The sequence below is a fragment of the Haloferax mediterranei ATCC 33500 genome (assembly GCF_000306765.2).
Taxonomy (GTDB): Archaea; Halobacteriota; Halobacteria; order Halobacteriales; family Haloferacaceae; genus Haloferax; species Haloferax mediterranei.
Window position 1 is genome coordinate 1,065,409 of sequence record NC_017941.2, and the last position, 18,025, is coordinate 1,083,433.

20 protein-coding genes are annotated in these 18,025 nt (G+C 61.8%); 13 read left to right on the forward strand and 7 right to left on the reverse strand.

The window, feature by feature from the left end; all coding sequences use genetic code 11:
- Positions 1–11: 11 nt before the first annotated feature.
- On the reverse strand, positions 12–1,130 hold the full coding sequence (locus tag HFX_RS05445) for a PGF-CTERM-anchored ABC transporter substrate-binding protein (protein WP_004572554.1): 1,119 nt from the start codon (positions 1,128–1,130) through the stop codon (positions 12–14).
- 60 nt (positions 1,131–1,190) lie between these two features.
- On the opposite strand from HFX_RS05445, the gene btuC reads away from it, so the two are divergent.
- The 4 genes from btuC (at position 1,191) to HFX_RS05465 (ending at position 5,764) form a co-directional block, all read left to right on the forward strand.
- Positions 1,191–2,285, forward strand: a complete 1,095-nt coding sequence (btuC, locus tag HFX_RS05450) for a vitamin B12 ABC transporter permease BtuC (RefSeq protein ID WP_004572553.1) — start codon at positions 1,191–1,193, stop codon at positions 2,283–2,285.
- Positions 2,282–3,682, forward strand: coding sequence for a heme ABC transporter ATP-binding protein (locus HFX_RS05455; protein WP_004572552.1), 1,401 nt, complete (start codon positions 2,282–2,284; stop codon positions 3,680–3,682). The genes btuC and HFX_RS05455 overlap by 4 nt, the downstream gene beginning before the upstream one ends.
- Before the next feature lie 123 nt (positions 3,683–3,805).
- Positions 3,806–4,957: a tubulin/FtsZ family protein gene (locus HFX_RS05460; protein ID WP_004572551.1), complete on the forward strand. Its 1,152-nt coding sequence runs from the start codon at positions 3,806–3,808 to the stop codon at positions 4,955–4,957.
- Positions 4,958–5,065: 108 nt separating this feature from the next.
- The gene (locus HFX_RS05465; RefSeq protein ID WP_004572550.1) at positions 5,066–5,764 is read left to right on the forward strand and encodes an RNA ligase partner protein; all 699 of its coding nucleotides are present in this window, start codon (positions 5,066–5,068) and stop codon (positions 5,762–5,764) included.
- A 180-nt stretch (positions 5,765–5,944) separates the two neighbouring features.
- Here the strand turns inward: HFX_RS05465 and HFX_RS05470 are convergent, their stop codons facing one another.
- Together HFX_RS05470 and HFX_RS05475 are read right to left on the reverse strand one after the other, a co-directional pair.
- The gene (locus HFX_RS05470) at positions 5,945–6,145 is read right to left on the reverse strand and encodes a DUF7511 domain-containing protein (protein ID WP_004572549.1); all 201 of its coding nucleotides are present in this window, start codon (positions 6,143–6,145) and stop codon (positions 5,945–5,947) included.
- Complete coding sequence (locus HFX_RS05475) at positions 6,145–6,486, reverse strand: winged helix-turn-helix domain-containing protein (RefSeq protein ID WP_004572548.1); 342 nt, start codon at positions 6,484–6,486, stop codon at positions 6,145–6,147. The genes HFX_RS05470 and HFX_RS05475 overlap by 1 nt, the downstream gene beginning before the upstream one ends.
- Before the next feature lie 185 nt (positions 6,487–6,671).
- Here HFX_RS05475 and HFX_RS05480 point away from each other — a divergent pair, with 185 nt between their 5' ends.
- Together HFX_RS05480 and HFX_RS20685 are read left to right on the forward strand one after the other, a co-directional pair.
- Complete coding sequence (locus HFX_RS05480) at positions 6,672–7,313, forward strand: helix-turn-helix domain-containing protein (RefSeq protein WP_004572547.1); 642 nt, start codon at positions 6,672–6,674, stop codon at positions 7,311–7,313.
- A 95-nt stretch (positions 7,314–7,408) separates the two neighbouring features.
- Positions 7,409–7,543, forward strand: a complete 135-nt coding sequence (locus HFX_RS20685) for a DUF7560 family zinc ribbon protein (RefSeq protein ID WP_425497317.1) — start codon at positions 7,409–7,411, stop codon at positions 7,541–7,543.
- Positions 7,544–7,576: 33 nt separating this feature from the next.
- Here the strand turns inward: HFX_RS20685 and HFX_RS05485 are convergent, their stop codons facing one another.
- A complete protein-coding gene (locus tag HFX_RS05485) occupies positions 7,577–8,077 on the reverse strand; it encodes a halocyanin domain-containing protein (protein ID WP_004572546.1) in 501 nt (166 codons plus the stop codon).
- A gap of 100 nt (positions 8,078–8,177) precedes the next feature.
- Here HFX_RS05485 and HFX_RS05490 point away from each other — a divergent pair, with 100 nt between their 5' ends.
- From HFX_RS05490 to HFX_RS05500, 3 genes are read left to right on the forward strand one after another with little or no spacing between them, the layout of a single operon-like run.
- Positions 8,178–8,462, forward strand: a complete 285-nt coding sequence (locus tag HFX_RS05490; RefSeq protein ID WP_004572545.1) for an Htur_1727 family rSAM-partnered candidate RiPP — start codon at positions 8,178–8,180, stop codon at positions 8,460–8,462.
- Entirely contained in the window at positions 8,459–9,655 is a 1,197-nt protein-coding gene (locus HFX_RS05495) for a TIGR04347 family pseudo-SAM/SPASM protein (RefSeq protein WP_004572544.1), read from the forward strand. Before HFX_RS05490 ends, HFX_RS05495 begins: the two co-directional genes overlap by 4 nt.
- Positions 9,656–9,706: 51 nt before the next feature.
- Positions 9,707–9,892 carry a hypothetical protein gene (locus tag HFX_RS05500; protein WP_004572543.1) on the forward strand — a complete coding sequence of 62 codons (186 nt, stop codon included), beginning with the start codon at positions 9,707–9,709 and terminating at the stop codon, positions 9,890–9,892.
- Between the two features lie 241 nt (positions 9,893–10,133).
- On the opposite strand, the gene HFX_RS05505 is transcribed toward HFX_RS05500, so the two are convergent.
- The gene (locus tag HFX_RS05505) at positions 10,134–11,183 is read right to left on the reverse strand and encodes an NAD(P)/FAD-dependent oxidoreductase (protein ID WP_004572542.1); all 1,050 of its coding nucleotides are present in this window, start codon (positions 11,181–11,183) and stop codon (positions 10,134–10,136) included.
- 153 nt (positions 11,184–11,336) lie between these two features.
- Between HFX_RS05505 and HFX_RS05510 the strand changes: the two genes are divergently transcribed.
- Both HFX_RS05510 and HFX_RS05515 read left to right on the forward strand, forming a co-directional pair.
- Positions 11,337–11,621, forward strand: coding sequence for a DUF357 domain-containing protein (locus HFX_RS05510; RefSeq protein ID WP_004572541.1), 285 nt, complete (start codon positions 11,337–11,339; stop codon positions 11,619–11,621).
- 59 nt (positions 11,622–11,680) lie between these two features.
- Positions 11,681–13,720 (forward strand): histidine kinase N-terminal 7TM domain-containing protein, encoded by a 2,040-nt coding sequence (locus tag HFX_RS05515; RefSeq protein WP_004572540.1) that lies wholly within the window; start codon positions 11,681–11,683, stop codon positions 13,718–13,720.
- Between the two features lie 53 nt (positions 13,721–13,773).
- On the opposite strand, the gene cysS is transcribed toward HFX_RS05515, so the two are convergent.
- Both cysS and HFX_RS05525 read right to left on the reverse strand, forming a co-directional pair.
- Positions 13,774–15,258: a cysteine--tRNA ligase gene (gene cysS, locus HFX_RS05520; protein ID WP_004572539.1), complete on the reverse strand. Its 1,485-nt coding sequence runs from the start codon at positions 15,256–15,258 to the stop codon at positions 13,774–13,776.
- Between the two features lie 74 nt (positions 15,259–15,332).
- Positions 15,333–15,827 carry a DUF7523 family protein gene (locus HFX_RS05525; RefSeq protein ID WP_049917418.1) on the reverse strand — a complete coding sequence of 165 codons (495 nt, stop codon included), beginning with the start codon at positions 15,825–15,827 and terminating at the stop codon, positions 15,333–15,335.
- A 141-nt stretch (positions 15,828–15,968) separates the two neighbouring features.
- Here HFX_RS05525 and HFX_RS05530 point away from each other — a divergent pair, with 141 nt between their 5' ends.
- On the forward strand, positions 15,969–16,847 hold the full coding sequence (locus tag HFX_RS05530; RefSeq protein WP_004572537.1) for a CbiX/SirB N-terminal domain-containing protein: 879 nt from the start codon (positions 15,969–15,971) through the stop codon (positions 16,845–16,847).
- Between the two features lie 2 nt (positions 16,848–16,849).
- A complete protein-coding gene (locus tag HFX_RS05535; RefSeq protein WP_004572536.1) occupies positions 16,850–17,950 on the forward strand; it encodes a DR2241 family protein in 1,101 nt (366 codons plus the stop codon).
- Positions 17,951–18,025: the final 75 nt, after the last annotated feature.

Here is an 18,025-nt window from a genome sequence, read left to right on the forward strand (position 1 = left end):
TGCGCTGTTCCTTACCGGTACCGAGCGAGAAGTGCTACGGCGGCAAGCGCGATAACGCTCACAACCGAACCGAATCCGGGTGCGTCACTCTCGGTGGTCTGTTCGGGTGTCGCGGTCGTTTCGGGTTCTTCTTCGGTAGTGTTCTCGGTCGCGTTCTCCTGAGTCGTCGTTTCAGTTGCCGAGTCAGTCGATTCCGTCACCGACTCGTTCTGGAGTTCCTGATACTGCTCGTAGGCGTCGGGGTGGACCGCCTTCATGATTTCCTCACTCGCTTCGACCGCGCGCGGCGCAGGCTGTTGGAGTTTGTTGGCGTCGACGACGATGACGTTGCCTTCCTGTATGGCCGTCGTGCTGTTGTAGGCAGGACTGCTCGGAACCGGCGCGTGTGAGGGGACGACGATGTACTCGGGATTCATGTCGACGACGGTCTCCTCGTTAATCTGGCCGAAGCCGGTGATGTTCGCCTCCGCCGCACCGTTTCGAAGCCCGGCGGTCGTCATAATCTCGGAGATGAACGTGTTCTTGCCCGAGGTGTAACCGAAGAACGCGTTGAGGCCGACGGGACGCTCGACACCGTCAAGTGCCTGTTCCATGTGCTGGATGGACGTGCGCATCTCCTCTGCGCGTTCGAGGCCGGAGTCGCAGTTACCGGTCATGCGACCGATACGTTCGGTTTTGTTCGCAACGCCGTCGAGCGACTTGCCGGACTCGAAGACGACGACAGTGAGATTGGCCGAGCGGAGTTGCTCGATGCGGTCGGGTTCGGCGTTGTACGAGGAGTTCGGGACGAGCACGAGGTCGGGGTCGAGATCGATAACGACCTCGACGTTGAGGCCGCTCGACGCCGAGACGTTCGTTTTCTCGCTCGCGCCGTCGAGGTACGTCGCGTACTGCGAGACGCCGACGACTTCGTCTTTCGCGCCGATTTCCCACATCGTCTGGGCGGCGCTCGGGTTGGTCGTAACGACGCGCTCGGGGTTCTCGGTGATGTTCACTTCGGTTCCCGTGGCGTCGGTGACTGTCATCGGGAACGTACACTGTGCAGTCTGGTCTGTGGCCGCGACCGGCGCTGGGACGCCAGCGAACACGGTCACGAGTGCCAAGAGCGCGGCAACGTATCGGTAGTTCACGATAGTGGCCTCATCGGCAGTTCAATAAATATTTGCCTACTGAAAGCCCGGTTGTGTTAGATGAGTGTTCGAACGCGGGCGACCACGTGGGCGATTGGCCTCGCCGCGCTTTTAGTCCTCGTTATCGTGGTGAGCGCCGGCATCGGTGCAGTCACCATCCCACCGCGGACCGTCGTCACAATCCTCGTCGACGCGGTCCCGATTCCCGTCGGTGTTTCCGTCCGTAGTTCGACTATCCTTCCGCTCGTGGGGTCGGTCCCGACGCCGAGCATCGAGTTCGTCTCGCCGTTCGATTTCACCGTTCCCAGAACCGCCCGCATCATCGTTCTCTCGGTTCGGCTCCCGCGGATTCTCCTCGCAGCGCTCGTCGGATTCGCACTCGCAACCGCGGGGACCGTCATGCAGGGATTCTTCCGGAATCCGATGGCTGACCCGTCTATCGTCGGTGTCTCGTCGGGTGCTGCTGTGGGTGCGGTGTCGACTATCGTACTGCCGCTTTCGATTCCGTTCGGACTCGAAGGAGCGGCCTTCGTCAGCGCCGTCGTCACCGCTTTCGTCGTCTACCTGCTTGCGACGGAAAACGGCCGAACGCCCGTTGCAACTTTGCTTCTCGCTGGCGTCGCCATCCAGACGTTTCTCGGCGCGGTTATCTCGTTTCTCCTCCTCCAGAGCGGTGAGAGCCTCCGGCAGGTCGTCTTCTGGCTCATGGGTCACCTCGCGGGCGCGACGTGGGACGAAGTGGGGATGCTTTCTCTCGTGCTCCCGCTTCCGTTTCTCCTCTTGCTCGTCCACGCCCGCGACCTGAACGTCTTACTCCTCGGCGAAGACGACGCCCACGCCCTCGGAATCGAAGTCGAGCGGGCGAAACAACTCCTGCTTGCTACGGCGAGTGTCGTCACCGCGGCCGCGGTTGCGGTTTCGGGCGTTATCGGATTCGTCGGTCTCGTCGTCCCGCACATGCTCCGACTCGTCGTCGGTCCCGACCACCGGATTCTCCTCCCGGCGTCGGCGCTGGCGGGCGCGTCGTTTCTCGTCGCCACCGACACGATTGCCCGGTCGGGCGCGGCTGAGATTCCGGTCGGCGTGGTAACCGCCGCGGTCGGTGCGCCGTTTTTCCTCTATCTCCTCCGCACGCGGGAGGTGCACTCGCCGTGAGTGATGCCTCCACGAGCGACGACCCCAAGAACGACCCCTTCGACGCCGACCCGGCAATCGAACTCGACGACGTCTCGGTGTCCCTCGGCGGCCAGCAGATACTCGACGCCATCTCCGCTGAGATTGGCGACGGGACGTTCGTCGGCCTCATCGGCCCCAACGGTGCGGGGAAGACGACGCTTCTCCGGACGCTCAACGGTGCACTGACACCGGAACGCGGGACCGTCAAAATCACCGGCGAAGATATTCACGCGCTCTCTTCGAAGGCGGCGAGCAGACTCGTCGCGACCGTCCCGCAGACGACGAGCGTCACCTTCGACTTCCCCGTCCGCGAGGTCGTCAAGATGGGTCGGACGCCCCACCGTGGCCGGTTCGACGGGTGGAGCGCGGCCGACGAGGCGGCAGTCGAGCGGGCGATGGAGCGGACCACCATCACGGCCCTCGAAGACCGCCCCGTTACGGAAGTAAGCGGCGGCGAGCGACAGCGCGTCCTCATTGCCCGTGCGCTGGCACAGAAGACGCCCGTCTTGCTCCTCGACGAACCGACCGCCAGCCTCGACATCAACCATCAGGTTCGGACGCTCGAACTCGTCTCCGACCTCGTTGCTGATGGGACGACCGCGGTGGCGGCTATTCACGACCTGAATCTCGCGGCTCACTACTGTGATGCTTTGGTACTCCTTTCCGGCGGCCGAATCCTGTCGGCTGGCGACCCCGAGATGGTGCTCACCGAGTCCAACTTGCAGACGGCATTCGACGCCGAGGCGGTCGTCTCCCGGCACCCCGTGACTGGTTCCGTCTACGTGACTGCACTCCCGCAATCGTCCGACGATGCGAGCGGTCGCGTTCACGTCGTCGGTGGCGGCGGAACCGGTGCGCGAGCACTCCACGTCCTCTCTGCCGCGGGCTATGCGCTTTCTGCCGGCGTGCTCAACGAAGGCGACACTGACGCCGAAGCCGCCCGACGGGTCGGTGCAGACCTCGCGACGGTCCCGCCCTACGCCCCAGTTGACGATGCTGCACAGGCGGCCCTCGAATCGAACATCGAAGCCGCCGACGTGACCGTCGTCGCAGACGTGGAAGTCGGCGAAGGGAACCTCGCAAACCTCGAAGCCGCGACGGCCGCTGAGTACCTCGTCCTCGTCGAAGAACGTCCGTTTTCAGAACGAAACTACGCCGGTGACGCCGGTCGCGCCGTCTACGAGCGACTCCGCGACCGAGGCCACGTGGTGTCTTCCAGCGAGTTACTTTCCACCGTCGGTGAACTCGCCTGCGAGTCGTTCCGCGAGCGTTCAGGCGAGATGAAAGACGATACCGATACCAGCGATGTGGAAGGTGACGCCGACGAGACGGACAGCGGTTTTGACGACTCACCATACCACTCAAATCAGTCCTAACGGGCCGTCGACGACTCACGGTCTCCCACAACTGTTAGCCATTGACTGATACGTGTCTACGCAGCGCATACTCAAACATAGTGCGTCCGTCTTGACATTCAGAATTTCGAGAGGAACCGGACTATGAAACTCGCACTCATCGGGGTCGGTCAGGCTGGCGGAACGGTCGCCGACGCCCTCATTGACTACGACCGACGAACCGGAACTGGCTTCGTCGCCGACGCAATTGCCGTCAATTCGGCTCGTTCGGACTTACGAGAACTGCGGCACGTCCCAGCGTCGCGGCAGGTTCTCGTCGGGTTACCTCACGTGATGGGTCACGGCGCCGGTGCAGACATCGAGCTCGGTGCAGACATTGTTGCCGAAGACATCTGCGATGTGCTCGTGATGGTCGACGACCTCCCGATTCACGAAATCGATGCCTTCCTTGTGGTTGCTGGACTCGGTGGCGGCACCGGCTCCGGCGGCGCACCCGTCATCGCACGTGAACTCAGCCGAAGCTACGCCAAGCCCGTCTACGGACTCGGACTGTTGCCCGCACGAGACGAAGGCGGTATCTACGTCATCAACGCCGCGCAGTCGCTCCAGACGTTCGTCCACGAGGTTGACAACCTCATACTCTTCGACAACGAGAACTGGCGTCGAAGCGGTGACGCTGCGTACGAGATGCCTAACGCGGAACTCGCCCGCCGATTGGGCGTGCTGTTCGGTGCCGACGGAACCGACGCCAACGCGGACTTGACTATCGAGACGTCCGAAATCATCAGTACGCTCGCAACCGGCGGCATTTCGACGGTCGGCTACGTATCGGTCGAACACGATAGACCCGAGCGAGGGCTTCTCTCTCGACTCGTCGGGAGACGCACCGACTCCGATGACACCCCTCACTCGACGAACCGACTCGCCAACCTCGTGAGACGTGCCGCCCTCGGCCGACTCACGCTCCCGTGTCAAATAGCCGATATTGAACGCGGACTCGTCATCGTCGCCGGGCCACCGGACGTGCTTACCCGCCGCGGTCTCGAACGAGGTCGGGCGTGGGTCGAAGACGAGACCGGGTCGCGGGAGATTCGTGGCGGCGACTATCCCGTCGAATCGAACTACGTGGCTGCTGTCGTCCTCTTTTCCGGTGTGTACGATGTCCCGCGTGTAAAGGAACTTCAGGCAGTCGCCATCGAGGCACAGCGAGAGATGTTCGCCACGCCCGAGTCGAATGTCGAACCACTCGAAAATCTCGTTGAGACCGATGCCGACCAACTCAAACCGCTGTTTTGAATCTGGGCTGATTCCAGTGTCGTCGGAACTGACTCATCACTCACACAGAGCTGAATGTACCTCTCACACGGGGAAGGGTCATGGTCCACGAGTGCGAATGTCTATCTAATGGCCGAGTACCCGCTCAAACAACGGTTCGTGCTCGACACCTCACTTTTTCTCTCCGAGGAGATTCGAGACGACGACGAAACGTTCGAAGAGGGAGTCGAGCGACTCCTCGATACGATTGCTGCCGCTCGACTGGACCTGAATATCTCGTGTTACATGCCGCCGTCTATCGCCGCCGAACTGGAGCACGTGCTCCGTGAACGCGGCGTTTCGGAGGACGTGCTCGGCAAACTCGACACGTGGGTCATCAAGAAACACCCCGACCGCTACGAGGTGTACATCCCCGCCGAAATCGTCTATCGGTTTATCGACGAGATGTCGGACCGGGTCAATCGCGGTCTCCGCGTCTCCGAGAAAGCCGTCCGGAAGGCCGAAGAGTCCAAACGGCGGTCCGACGGGGGGTCGGAACTCTCGGACGTGGATAAGGTAATCTCCGACCTCCGCGAGGATTATCGCGGCGCGCTCAGACAGGGCGTTCTCGACTCGCGTGAGGACTTTGACCTCCTCATCCTCGCCCGCGAATTGAACGCCGGTGTCGTTACCGAGGACACCGGCATCATCAGTTGGGCCGCCGACTTCGGTCTCAGGAATCTCCGCGGGCGGGCCTTTCCGACCTTACTCGAAGAGTACCTCATGGAACTCGACAGCCTCCGCCCGCAGCGCGGAGACGGCGACCCGACCGACCATAGCCGGTTATAATCGTTCGTCTTCGGCTAACCCGAACCGACCGCGCTCAGCCGTTCCCACCGACCGCGCCCAGCCGTTCCCACCGACCGCGCTCAGCCGTTCCCAACCGTCTCGGCCACGCTGCTACATAAGCTACCGACTAACTCGTCACGAGACACATTTGAGAATACCATTTTCGGCCCTGTAACGTCACTATCGCATCGAGTCGAGGTCGACGAACGTGTCGTCGAGTGCGGTCACCCACGTTGTCAGCAGTTCGTCCGGAGTCGCATCTTCGGGATGAATCGTACATTCTTCGCGTCCGTCATCGCGGGTGACGATGCGCGACGTAAGTCGCGGCCGCGTGGGAACTTCGGTGTTCGAACCCGGTGTGTGTGCTGATTCAGAACCCATCAGAACTCCCCCGGGATGACGACATCGAGTCCGTCCTCGTCGTTCAAACAGACCGTAACCGAGTCTACCTCCGTCCGATACTCGTGTGTGTGCGTTCCGTTTGCGCGTAACTGCAGGGTCTCTTCGAGAAGGTTCGCGTCCGAAAGCTGTTCGAGTTTCCGGTAGGTCGTCGAAAGCGGTACATCACACGTGCTCGAAAGCTCCTGTGCAGTCATCGGGTTGGCTGCGCCCTGAAGCGTCGTGAGTATCTGTCTGCACGCACGGTCCGAGAGTGCTTCGAGAACCTGCTCTGCCTGCATCTCGGCGGGGTTGGTCGGGTTGCGTCTAAGGCCGGTCTGCATGCTCATCTGGTGTTTGGTCCGCGTAGCCCGTCGAAGTCCACCCCGAATATGCGGGGCACTTTATACACCTCACAAACACGTCGCCGAAAATCCGCCCGGTCAACGCGGCTGAACAGGGCCCGCAATATAAAGGCCCGGTGTATCGTGGGTGTTTATATCAGGGCCTGGGGCCGCTGTGTACATACATGACGAGCGCAGCGGGCATCAGAGCAGAGTTGAAAGTGACGGGTCCGACGGACTGCCCCGTCGCATCGGTATCCGAGGGTGACACATCCGGGTACGCGCTGTCGCGAAGCATGTCCCCGAACGAGGATGGGGCTGTTACCGAGGAGTTCGTCTTCGACGACACCGACAGCATCCCCGATGAGATGGACCAACTGTTCGACTACGGCGACGGGAGCGTCTATCGGTTCGAACGCGAGGGCGGCGTCGGGTGTCCATGCGAGCAAGTCGAGACGTTCGACTGCCCCGTAGTTGACGTACAGACGCGTGACGGCGCGCTCTTCTTGACGTTCCATGCCCCCGATGTGGACACGCTCCGTGACGTTGTCTCCGCCCTTCGTGAGGCGTCCGGTTCAGTGGACGTGCGTCGGCTCCTCCAGTCGTCTTCCGACGAATCCCGCGACCTCGTGTTAGTCGAACGCGGACAACTCACCGACCGGCAGCGTGAGGTGCTGGAGAAGGCCCACGATATGGGATACTTCGACCACCCACGGCGCGCCAACAAGGGGGAGGTGGCGACCGAACTCGGCATCACGACGTCGACGTTCTCCGAACATCTCGCGATGGCACAAAAGAAGCTCATGGGTGCCATTCTACAGGACTGACGCGATGACGATTGCCGGAGAACTATCAGTGCCCCGTGAATTGAGGGTGTGCTCCCTCGGGTTCGAGGAGCCTACTAATAGTTGGTGAGCCTCCAATGCACGAGTTCGACGTGACCTGTCCACAGTGTGGTGAGCGATATCGGGTCAACGAACCGATGTTACAGACGCTCCGCGAAACGGGCTGTGTCCTGTGTACGGCACCGTTGAGTGACGCTGAAAAGATAGCGTGAAAGATTAGTTGCGTTTCTGCGGTCCAGCGGCGTCTACTCGACGACGACTGCGCCGACCATACCGAGTTGTTCGTGGGGAACACAGACGTAGCGGTACTCTCCTGTCTCTTCGAACGTGTACTCGAAGGTGTGGCCCTCAGTGCTGGTGATTTCCGACTCGAACAGCCCGTTTTCTCGCTCGACGACGTTGTGCGTCCCGCCGTTTCCCGTCCACTCCCAGACGACGGTCGTATCTGGTGAGACCTTCACTGCAGCAGGGGTGAAGGCCAAGTATCCGCCACCGTTGCCTTCTGCGCCGACAGTGACACTGACCGTGTCCTTGCCGGTCATGTCGTGGACGCCGTCGTAGTTGTCGGTTCGGTCGAACCAGCCGCCGAAGTCTCGGCTTTCGGTGTCGGCCGTGGTGGTCGCGTCTGAGTCGCCGTTTTCGCCTGAATCGGTATCCGCAGAGCTGGAACACCCTGCGAGAAGCGCAATTCCGGTAGATGCAGCCGTTGCGTGAAGGAAAGTCCGCCGAGAGAATCGTTCCGTCATCGTTCACTGCTACTTTGTACTGGAGCAAGTCTACTGCTTCGATTCCCACGCGCTGAAAACGTGCGAAACGAGCGTAGCGTTCCCTTCCGAAGGTGTGCACATGGATAGTGACGACGACCCGAGGCGAAAGGCCCGAATCGACGGAAGTCGCCAGTGGGAAGTACTCTTCCGCGAGGATTCGACCGAACCGATGCGTCACGTCGGCAGCGTGACCGCACCGTCCGGCGACCTCGCAGTTGAGCAGGCGAGAACTCTCTTCGGCGACGACGAGGGAGCGATATGGCTCTGTCCGGCCGACGAGATGCTTCGACTCGGCGGGAACGACCTGCAAGCCAAGGGAAATACGTCGTCGACTGCCGCCGAAAGTGAGGTATCCCCCGAATGATTTCGATTAGCAAACTCCTGTGTGGCCGCGGCGCCGAAGGCGACGGTCTCCGCTACGACGACCCGAACGAGAACTACGAGCAGATTCGAGAAGAGAAACAAAAGCGGCCTGTCGTCGTCTGGAACACGACGCGGCGGTGCAACCTCTACTGCGAACACTGCTATGCGGGTGCCGACCTCGACCCCGCGCAGGGTGAACTGTCGACCGCGGAAGCGAAGGGGCTAATCGACGATTTAGCCGCCTACGACGTACCGGTCCTTCTGTTTTCGGGCGGCGAACCGCTCGTCCGCGAAGACCTCGTCGAACTCGTCGACTACGCGACCGACGCGGGTATCCGTGCAGTCCTTTCGACTAACGGGACGCTCATCACGGAAGAGAAGGCGGCCGCACTCCGTGACGCCGGTCTCTCCTACGCCGGCGTCTCCGTCGACGGTCTCGAAGAGCGAAACGACCGATTCCGAGGGAAAGATGGCGCGTTCGACGCCGCGGTTCGCGGCATCGAGAACTGCCTCTCCGTGGGCCTCAAGACCGGCCTTCGGTACACCATCACCGAGCACAACGCCGCCGACATGGAAGACGTGGTCGACCTCCTGTACGACGTGGGTGTCGACCGTTTCTGTTTCTACCACCTCGACTACGGCGGCCGCGGCGGCGACATCGCCGACGCCGACCTCGACGACGAGGCCCAGCGACGCGCCGTCCGCCGTCTTTTCGACATGACCCGCGAGTACCACGAGGCAGGCGAGAACATCGAGACGCTGTTAGTCGGTAACTACGCCGACTCCGCGTACGTCGTCGAATACGCGGAAGAGGAACTCGGACGCGACTACGCCGACGAAATTCACCGGTATCTCCGCGTCAACGGCGGCGACCCGACCGGCGAGCGCGTCGCCGACGTTGACTACCGCGGCGACGTGCATCTCACGCAGTTCTGGCAGAGTTATAGCCTCGGTAACGTCCGCGACAGACCCTTCGGTGACATCTGGGACGACGAGTCCAACCCGCTTCTCGCCAAACTCCGCGAGCGGGAGCAGTACCTCACCGGGAAGTGCGCTACGTGCCAGTATCAGGACGTTTGTCGCGGGTCGTCACGCCTCCGTTCGCTCGCGGCGACCGGGGAGCTATTCGGTCCCGACCCGCAGTGTTACCTGACACCTGAAGAGCGCGGCGTGACTGTGGAACCGGCGGACTGAGCGGGCTTCGTCCCCGACTACTTATTGTTCCCCAGAGAGTGAACAGAGACCATGGAAACCGAGCGAGGAGTCCCGAATATTCTCGGCGGTGGTCTCGTGGGCGTCAGCCTTCTGTTCTTCGCAGTCGCGGTTGCCGACCTGACGAACGTGCTCGACGCGCCCCTATTTGCGAGCATCTACGCCGTTTTCGGCGTTATCAGCGTGTCTACCGGGCTGATTCTGTCACAACTCACGTAACGCGGAGAGAATGTGCAGTAGCGTAGTCACGGTGTGCGGAATTATAGTAGCGTTTGCAACTGGTGACACATCCGGTCGAATGACAGCGGTCGAGCGAGTGTACGATGACTTGCAAACGATACTATAGGTGCGATTAGCTATCTCGTCTTGAGTCTCGGCTACCAAGGCTTCGTTCCGAGTGCGTCCCCAGACGAGAATCGGACGCAACGAGAGAAAAGTGACTCCTAAGACGCCGAGTCGGTTATTCTGCCGCGCCGGTCGCGGCCTGCTTTTCCTCGCGTTCGAGTTCTTCGAGGTAGTCGTCGGCGTCGAGGGCGGCCTTTACGCCCATGCCACCCGCCGTCGCGGCCTGCTGGTAGTGGTAGTCCACCACGTCGCCCGCGGCGAAGATGCCGGGCACGTCCGTCGCCGTCTGGCCGCCGCCGGAGCCGCCTTTGGCGATAATGTAGCCGTCTTCCTCGCGCTGGACGCCCGTGCCTTCGAGGTAGTCGGCGTTCGGCGTGTGGCCGATGGCGTAGAACACCGCGCCAACGTCGAAGTCGAACTCCTCGGTCTCGGGGTCGTCGAGTTTGGCCGTCGGGTGGCCCTCGGGGTTGCGGACGAGCGTCACGTGGTCGACACCCTCCTCAGCGGAGCCGTGGAGTTCGGTCGCTTCGGTGTTGAGCATCAGCTCGATTTCGTCCTCGTCGACCTTCTCCATCAGGCGGTCGACCCAGTAGTCTTCGGCGCGGAACTCCTCGCGGCGGTGGACGAGATAGACCTTCGAGGCGAACTTCGTGAGGAAGTTTGCCTCCTCGACGGCCGCGTCGCCGCCACCGATGACCATAATCTTCTCGTCGCGGAAGAACGCGCCGTCACAGGTCGCACACGTCGAGAGGCCGTAGCCCATCAGGTCATCTTCGCCGGGGATGCCGAGCGTCCGCGCCGACGCGCCGGAAGCAGAGATGAGTGCGTCGGTGGTGTAGACATCGCCGTTCTGCAGTGTGACCGTGAAGGGGCGCTCCGATGCATCGACATCCTCGATGATGCCGTGGCGAATCTCCGTGCCGAAGCGCTTGGCCTGCTCTTTCATGTTGTTGATGAGTTCGGGACCGGAGATACCCTCGGGGAAGCCGGGATAGTTGTCGACTTCCGTCGTAAGGGTAAGCTGGCCACCCGGCTCGTCGCCTTCGAATACGAGTGGTTCGTTGTTGGAGCGCGCAGCGTAGATAGCCGACGAGAGGCCAGAAATGCCCGAACCAGCGATGATGAGCTTCCTGTGCTCGACGAACGAATCGGCGTCTTCTGTCATGGCTCGTAGTTCGCTTCAGCGGTGTCTTAAGGTTTCGCTGTATTGCGAGACCTGCTACAAAACCGCCACGAGAACACATATCACAGATGTGCGAGCCGGTCGTCACCAACACGGAGCGAAAGACCGGTATCCGTTGCGGACACACAACTGGACATGACCGCCGACCTTCACGAGAAGACGAACCGATACGAGAGCATGCTCGCCGATGCGCTCGATGAAGCAGTACAGGCCGTCCCCGAGGAGACTCACCTCGGCCACGCCGCCGCCGACTGCCTCGAAATGGCCGAATCCTATCTCGACGACGGCCGCCACTTCAAAGATACGGATGACTGGGTGAACGCGCTCGCATCATTCTCCTACGGGTACGGCTGGCTGGACGCTGGCGTTCGGATGGGACTGTTCGACATCCCGGACGACTCACACCTCTTTACGATGTGATTCTCGGCAGCTGACAGTACTGCCAACCCTTATAACACGGGTCCGTTTGTTTTCGCACGATGGACGGTACGTGGCAGTTTCATCCCATCTTTATCCCCCTCATTGTGTCTGTCCTCTTGGCGGGAGCAATCGCTGCGTACTCGTTTCGATATCGCACGACGACCGGTGCAACTGCACTCGGGACGATTACCGTCGCTTCAGCGTGGTGGTCCGCGTTGTATCTTCTCCAACTTGCCGGAACCAGTGTGGAGTGGCAATTGTTCTGGCTTCGACTGTCATATGTCGGTGTCAGCGTCCTCCCACCCGCGTGGCTCGCCTTCGCCCTCCAGTACGCCGACTCTCGAATCACGCCCACACGGAAGCGGATTGCAATTATCACCGTGCCGTCTGTTCTCTTGTCAGCCATGGTCATGGCGAATCCTCTCCACGGACTTGCGTGGACTGTGACCGGTATCACCGAGTCACCGCTCGTCGTCGTCCAGCGTGAACTCCACCTGTGGTACTACGCCCACGTCGCCTACTCGTATCTGCTGGTTCTTCTCGGGATGTCGGTTCTATTGCGCCGAATCCTTCGGTTGCGGCGAGTCCTCCGAATACAGGGACTCGCTATCTTCGCCGGTGCTGCCGTCTCACTCGCACCAAATATCTACTGGGTCCTGGGTGGTTCGGTACTCAACTACACGTCTATCGCGTTCGCCGCCTCCGGCGTGCTCTTCGCGGTTGCACTCTTTCGATATCGGCTCTTGGACCTCGTGCCAGTCGCCCGGGACACCGTCGTCGAGGAGATGCGAGACGCCTACGTTGTCCTCGACAAGGACCGTCGAATCATCGATTTGAATCCGGCAGCACAGCAACTGCTCTCGTCGCCCGATGATTCTATTGGATGCCATCTCTCGACGGTGGCACCGCCAATCGACGACCTTCTCGAAGACGTACAGGGCGACAGCAGACAGGATACGACAGTCGTCTTCGAGGTAGATGGGGACGGGACCCATCGGTATCTCGAAGTCAGGGCATCGCCGCTTGCCGAAGGTGAAAGCGGGATGGTCGTCACCATCCGTGACGCGACTGAGCGACAGCGTGCTCAGCGGCGATTTCAATCCTCCATCGAACACGCGTCGGATGTCATTGCCGTCCTCGACGAGGAGGGTCGAATCGAGTACGTGAGTCCGCCAATCGAAGAGTTGACCGGACATTCTCCGGACGCACTCATCGGCAAATCCAGTTTCGACCTTGTCGATGACGTGGACCTCGACTCGGTGAAACAGACGTTTTCCCGGATTTGTGAACTGCCGGGGGGAGCCGAACGATTCGAGGCGCGCATTAGCGGCCCCGGAGACGACCCCGTGGTCGTCGAAGGAATCGGACGAAACCTACTGAACGAGCCGTTCGTAGAGGGTATCGTCCTGAACCTTCGAGATATCACCGAACGGACGAAACGAGAACGGAAACTCAGTCGGGCGAACGAGCGACTGGAACGGTTCGCAAGCGTGGTCTCTCACGACCTCCGCAACCCGCTCAACATCGCATCCGGTCATCTCGAACTGGCGCGCGAGACGGGAGACGACGCCCACACAGAGACGGCACAACGCGCACTCGAACGGATGGACGACATCATCCAGGATGCGCTCAGTCTCGCCCGACACGGGCAAATCGTCGAGGACCCGACGCCGGTTCGACTCGGAAACATCGCTTCGCTAGCGTGGGATGTCGTCGTGACGGACGACGCGCAACTCACTATCGAATCGGACGGAACCATCGCCGCCGACCCCGACCGACTCCGGCGGCTCTTCGAAAACCTCGTTCGTAACGCGTTCGAACACGGCGGCGACGACATCAATCTCTGGGTCGGAACGACCGACGACGGATTCTACGTCGAAGATTCGGGAATGGGAATTCCAGAGGACAAACGAGACGACGTGTTCGAGTCGGGGTTTTCGACGAACAGCGGCGGAACCGGACTCGGGCTCGCTATCGTCGCCGAAATCGTGGATGCCCACGGCTGGGACATCTACGTCGAACACGGCCGAGACGGGGGTGCGCGGTTCGTCGTGAGCGGTGCGTCAGTCGACATCGGTGAGACGGCGACGCAGCCGTAGCCGGCAGTGACTTCGAGGCCGAAAAGAAAGCTGTTGAGTCGTGGTGTGACTGCTTACTCGAAGCGGAACGTCGCGCCGTCAGAACTGTCTTCGACTTCGACACCGAGAGCAGTCAGTTCGTCTCGAAGTTCGTCCGCGCGCTCGTAATTACCTGCCTCGCGTTCGGCCTCGCGCACGTCCAAGACGAGTTGCACGAGGTCTTCGGCGACTGAGACGTCGCCCCCGTCGCCCGACTCGCCGAAGGAGAGTCCGAACACCTCGCCACCGAGGGCCTCGAACGTCTCGATTGCCTCGCGGAGAGCGCGATAGTCGTACTCGTCGGCGTCGCCGACGTGTCGGTTGACCGCGCTTGCGAGTTCGAGCAGTTCCGCCATCGCCTCGCGGACGTTGAAGTCGTCGTTCATCGCCTCGCGGAAGTTCTCGCGGGTCTCGTCGACGGCCTTGCGGAGTTCTGTCGCTTCGACTTTCGTCCGCGCGTCGGGACTGTCGCACGCTTCGACGGCGGTCTCGTAGGCGCGTTCGAGTCGGCTCCAGCGCTCTTCGGCTTCCGAAATCGTCTCTTCGGAGTACGTCTGTTCGGAGCCGTAGGCGGTCGAGAGATAGAACGTCCGAATCACATCAGCGCCGAACTCGCCGAGCGCGTCGTGGACGGTAAAGAAGTTCCCCAGGCTGGAACTCATTTTGTCGCCTTCGGTCTGGAGCAAGCCGACGTGGAGCCAGTAGCGGGCGAACTGTTGGCCGGTCGCGGCTTCCGACTGGGCAATCTCGTTTTCGTGATGCGGGAACACGAGGTCGCGGCCGCCGACGTGGATGTCGATGGTTTCGTCGAGGTGGGTCATCGACATCGCAGAGCACTCGATGTGCCACCCGGGTCGGCCCTCGCCCCACGGCGACTCCCACGTCTGCCCGCACGGGTCCGTAAGCGGGTCAAGGTCGGGATGTCGGTGTTCGGCCGCCGTCTCGGGTGCGACGGCACCGGCCTTCCAGAGTGCGAAGTCGGTGGGGTTCCGCTTCTCGGAGCGCTCGCTGTCGTTTGCGCGGGACTCCAATTCTTCGAGTTTCTGGTTCGAGAGTTTGCCGTAGTCGTCGAACGTGGACACGTCGAAGTAGACGGAACCGTTCGACTCGTAGGCGTGCCCGCGGTCGACGAGCGTCTCGATGAGGTCGATAATCTCGGGAATGTGCTCGGAGACGCGCGGGTAGACCTCCGCTCGCTTCAGATTGAGGCCGCGCATGTCGCTGATTACGTCGTCGACGAAGTGTTCGGCGACGGACGATTCGTCCTCGCCGAGGTCGTCTTCGCCGATGCGGGCGGCAATCTTCTCGTTCACGTCGGTGAAGTTTTCGACGTGTCGGACGTCGTAGCCCTCGTATTCGAGCCAGCGGTGCATCAGGTCTGCGTGCATCCACAGGCGAGCGTGGCCGAGGTGTGCGTCGTCCGAGACCGTCAGTCCACAGACGTAGAGCAGCACTTCGTCGCCGTGCGACTCGAACTCCTCGCGCGCTCCCGTCAGGGTGTTGGTCACGGACAGGGTCATCGCTCTCGGCTACTCGTGGGAGGATTTTCAACCCGTCGGAACGAGTGTCGGAGAATCCCTCACTGCCGGAACACTCAGACGTACACGTTCTCGATAGCCGATTCGACGACTCGGAGCGCGGCGGCCCCCTGTCGACGCGGAACGACGACCGCCATCGTGTCGCCAGCGACGCCAGCCGAATCGACGACGACGGACTCGGCATCGAGGCGTGAGAGGACAGTCGTGAGGGCTGCCGTGTCGACTTCACCCTCGGCAATTATCGCGGTGAGCGGGCCACCGGCCGCAAGGTCGACACCGGCAACCGAGAGAATCGGCTCGTCGTCCGTTTCCTCGATATCCTCACCGACGAGTCCGACGCCGCTGCGCATCGTCACGGTCGCCTCGCGGGCATCGGGTTCGAGTTCGGGCAGGTCTTCGGCAAAGCGCCGGAGTGCGGCCGAAACCGCGTCGTCGTCTCCGAGGTCGAGATAGGAGGCGACGGCGGCATAGTTGACGACGCCCGCACGGAGCGCGGTGAGGAGGAACGGTCGTTCGCGAACGGCATCGCGCGCGTCGGCGGCGAGAGACATATCTGGGGGGTCGTCGGGCGTGTGCAAAAAGCCGCCGCCATCGACGCTTCGTGAACGGGCGGTGAACGCGAGTTGGCTGAACGCCAAGATTCCTTTTCTGGATGCGAAGTTCATAAGACAGTCCCGTCGTAACCCCCGGACATGCAAGCGCTGGTCATCGTGGCGCACGGGTCGCACCTGAACCCGGATTCGAGCGCACCCACCTACGACCACGCGGATACTATCCGCGACGTAGACGCGTTCGACGAGGTCCGAACCGGATTCTGGAAGGAAGAGCCGTCGATTCGTGAAGTCCTCCGAACCGTCGAGTCCGACGAGGTGTACGTGGTCCCGCTTTTCGTCAGCGAGGGCTACTTCACCGAGCAGGTCATCCCGCGAGAGCTTCGGCTCGATGGGTGGAACGTATCTGACTGGGAGTCCGACGGACTTTCGGCATCACACGTCACGCTCACCGCCGACGACGTACCCGAAAAGAGGGTCCACTACTGCGGTCCGGTCGGGACGCACGAGGCGATGACCGATGTCATCGTCCGTCGCGCGGAATCCGTCACCGGCGACCCGAACGTCGGCGGGGGATTCGGACTCGCGGTCGTCGGTCACGGAACCGAGCGCAACGAGAACTCCGCGAAAGCAATCGAGTACCACGCCGACCGCATTCGAGAGAAGGGTCGATTCGACGAGGTACAGGCGCTCTACATGGACGAAGAGCCGGAAGTCGACGACGTGACCGACTTCTTCGAGTCCGACGACATCGTCGTCGTCCCGCTGTTTATCGCGGACGGGTTCCACACGCAGGAGGACATTCCGGAGGATATGGGCCTCACCGACGATTACCGCATGGGCTACGACGTTCCCGCCGCGGTCGACGGCCACGATATCTGGTATGCAGGCGCTGTCGGCACCGAGGGCCTGATGGCCGACGTAGTGCTCGAACGCGCCGCCGATGCGGGCGCAGATATCGGCGACACGCTCGAAGTCGTCCGCGAACGAACCCGGAAGACGCCGCAGGCGGGTGACTAACGATGGAGCACGCTCTCGATGCGCTCGTCGATGCCGCCGCGACCGGCGACGGTGTCCACCTCGACGGGCTTCACGTAACGCACCACGACGACGGCTACCGACTGGAGACGCCCGAAGCGGAACAAGACGGTCTCTCCGAAGACGCACTCACCGATGCGCTCGCCGACAACACCGACTACGTGACCAACTGGTACTTCTGGAACCGCGTCATCGGTGAGTCCAGCCCGCAACGCCGGGCCTTCCTCCGGTGGGTCGAAGGCGCAGACGGCGGAGACGGGCGTTCCATCCCGGAACGCTACGACGCGCTTCGAGACGGTCTCCAGCGCGAGTGGGGACAACTCCTCGTCACGGTCACCATCGATGACCACGGCGAGCGAACCTACGAACTGCGCCACGCCGACGAGACCGACCTCGACGTGTCCGACCTCGACACGTACCACGAACCGTTCGCAGCGCGACAGTTAGCGACCTACGACGAAAAGGGCCGTTACCGGCCGCTGAAGACCGGCAACAACCTCGCTGGCGGCTGGGTCTTCCCCGACCTCGACGGCCGCGACCTCGTCGAGGCGGTCGAGACGTTCTACCCAGCGACGGTGCCGAACTGGTATCGCGAGCGCGAGGGCGAACTCGACATCGCTCACTGGGAGGAGACGATTGAGCGACAGACCGGCATGTACAGTGTCATCGAGACGTGGAACCGCGACGACGGTCACGAACACGTGAACTGGGTCGCCGAGACCTGCTGTGACGACTCGCAGTGTGTCAAACGGCGGGCGTGGCAGTACGACGACGAGACCGACCTCGACGTTGACGGCGGCGACGGCGTCTTCCCGTGCCGCGAACCCTGTTCGCTCGTCATCGCGGCATCCCGCAAGTGGACCCGACTCGAATCCGAGGAGACGAACACCTACGAGTTCGAACTCACGCCGTCGGAAAAAGAGCAGGTCGAAGCGATTATCGAAGCGGTCGCCGACGACCGCATCGACGACATCCGCGAAGCGGACGTATACGAAGGAGCCAACCGCTACCGGACGCGGTTCCTGCGCGCGAAGTTGTTCGACGACGACGGCAACCTCTGCGGTGTTCCGACGGACGACGAATAGAAATTAAAAACGGCGACGACGGCGACAGCGCCGGCCAACACACCGCCCGTCTCGCGTATGGAACACCGAGTGCCC

Bases quoted from the DNA above. Each gene is read 5' to 3' on its own strand.
- btuC (WP_004572553.1), top strand. From the start codon at position 1,191: ATGAGTGTTCGAACGCGGGCGACCACGTGGGCGATTGGCCTCGCCGCG.
- HFX_RS05460 (WP_004572551.1), top strand. From the start codon at position 3,806: ATGAAACTCGCACTCATCGGGGTCGGTCAGGCTGGCGGAACGGTCGCC.
- HFX_RS05465 (WP_004572550.1), top strand. From the start codon at position 5,066: ATGGCCGAGTACCCGCTCAAACAACGGTTCGTGCTCGACACCTCACTT.
- HFX_RS05470 (WP_004572549.1), bottom strand. From the start codon at position 6,145: ATGGGTTCTGAATCAGCACACACACCGGGTTCGAACACCGAAGTTCCC.
- HFX_RS05475 (WP_004572548.1), bottom strand. From the start codon at position 6,486: ATGCAGACCGGCCTTAGACGCAACCCGACCAACCCCGCCGAGATGCAG.
- HFX_RS05480 (WP_004572547.1), top strand. From the start codon at position 6,672: ATGACGAGCGCAGCGGGCATCAGAGCAGAGTTGAAAGTGACGGGTCCG.
- HFX_RS20685 (WP_425497317.1), top strand. From the start codon at position 7,409: ATGCACGAGTTCGACGTGACCTGTCCACAGTGTGGTGAGCGATATCGG.
- HFX_RS05485 (WP_004572546.1), bottom strand. From the start codon at position 8,077: ATGACGGAACGATTCTCTCGGCGGACTTTCCTTCACGCAACGGCTGCA.
- HFX_RS05490 (WP_004572545.1), top strand. From the start codon at position 8,178: ATGGATAGTGACGACGACCCGAGGCGAAAGGCCCGAATCGACGGAAGT.
- HFX_RS05495 (WP_004572544.1), top strand. From the start codon at position 8,459: ATGATTTCGATTAGCAAACTCCTGTGTGGCCGCGGCGCCGAAGGCGAC.
- HFX_RS05500 (WP_004572543.1), top strand. From the start codon at position 9,707: ATGGAAACCGAGCGAGGAGTCCCGAATATTCTCGGCGGTGGTCTCGTG.
- HFX_RS05505 (WP_004572542.1), bottom strand. From the start codon at position 11,183: ATGACAGAAGACGCCGATTCGTTCGTCGAGCACAGGAAGCTCATCATC.
- HFX_RS05510 (WP_004572541.1), top strand. From the start codon at position 11,337: ATGACCGCCGACCTTCACGAGAAGACGAACCGATACGAGAGCATGCTC.
- HFX_RS05515 (WP_004572540.1), top strand. From the start codon at position 11,681: ATGGACGGTACGTGGCAGTTTCATCCCATCTTTATCCCCCTCATTGTG.
- cysS (WP_004572539.1), bottom strand. From the start codon at position 15,258: ATGACCCTGTCCGTGACCAACACCCTGACGGGAGCGCGCGAGGAGTTC.
- HFX_RS05525 (WP_049917418.1), bottom strand. From the start codon at position 15,827: ATGTCTCTCGCCGCCGACGCGCGCGATGCCGTTCGCGAACGACCGTTC.
- HFX_RS05530 (WP_004572537.1), top strand. From the start codon at position 15,969: ATGCAAGCGCTGGTCATCGTGGCGCACGGGTCGCACCTGAACCCGGAT.
- HFX_RS05535 (WP_004572536.1), top strand. From the start codon at position 16,850: ATGGAGCACGCTCTCGATGCGCTCGTCGATGCCGCCGCGACCGGCGAC.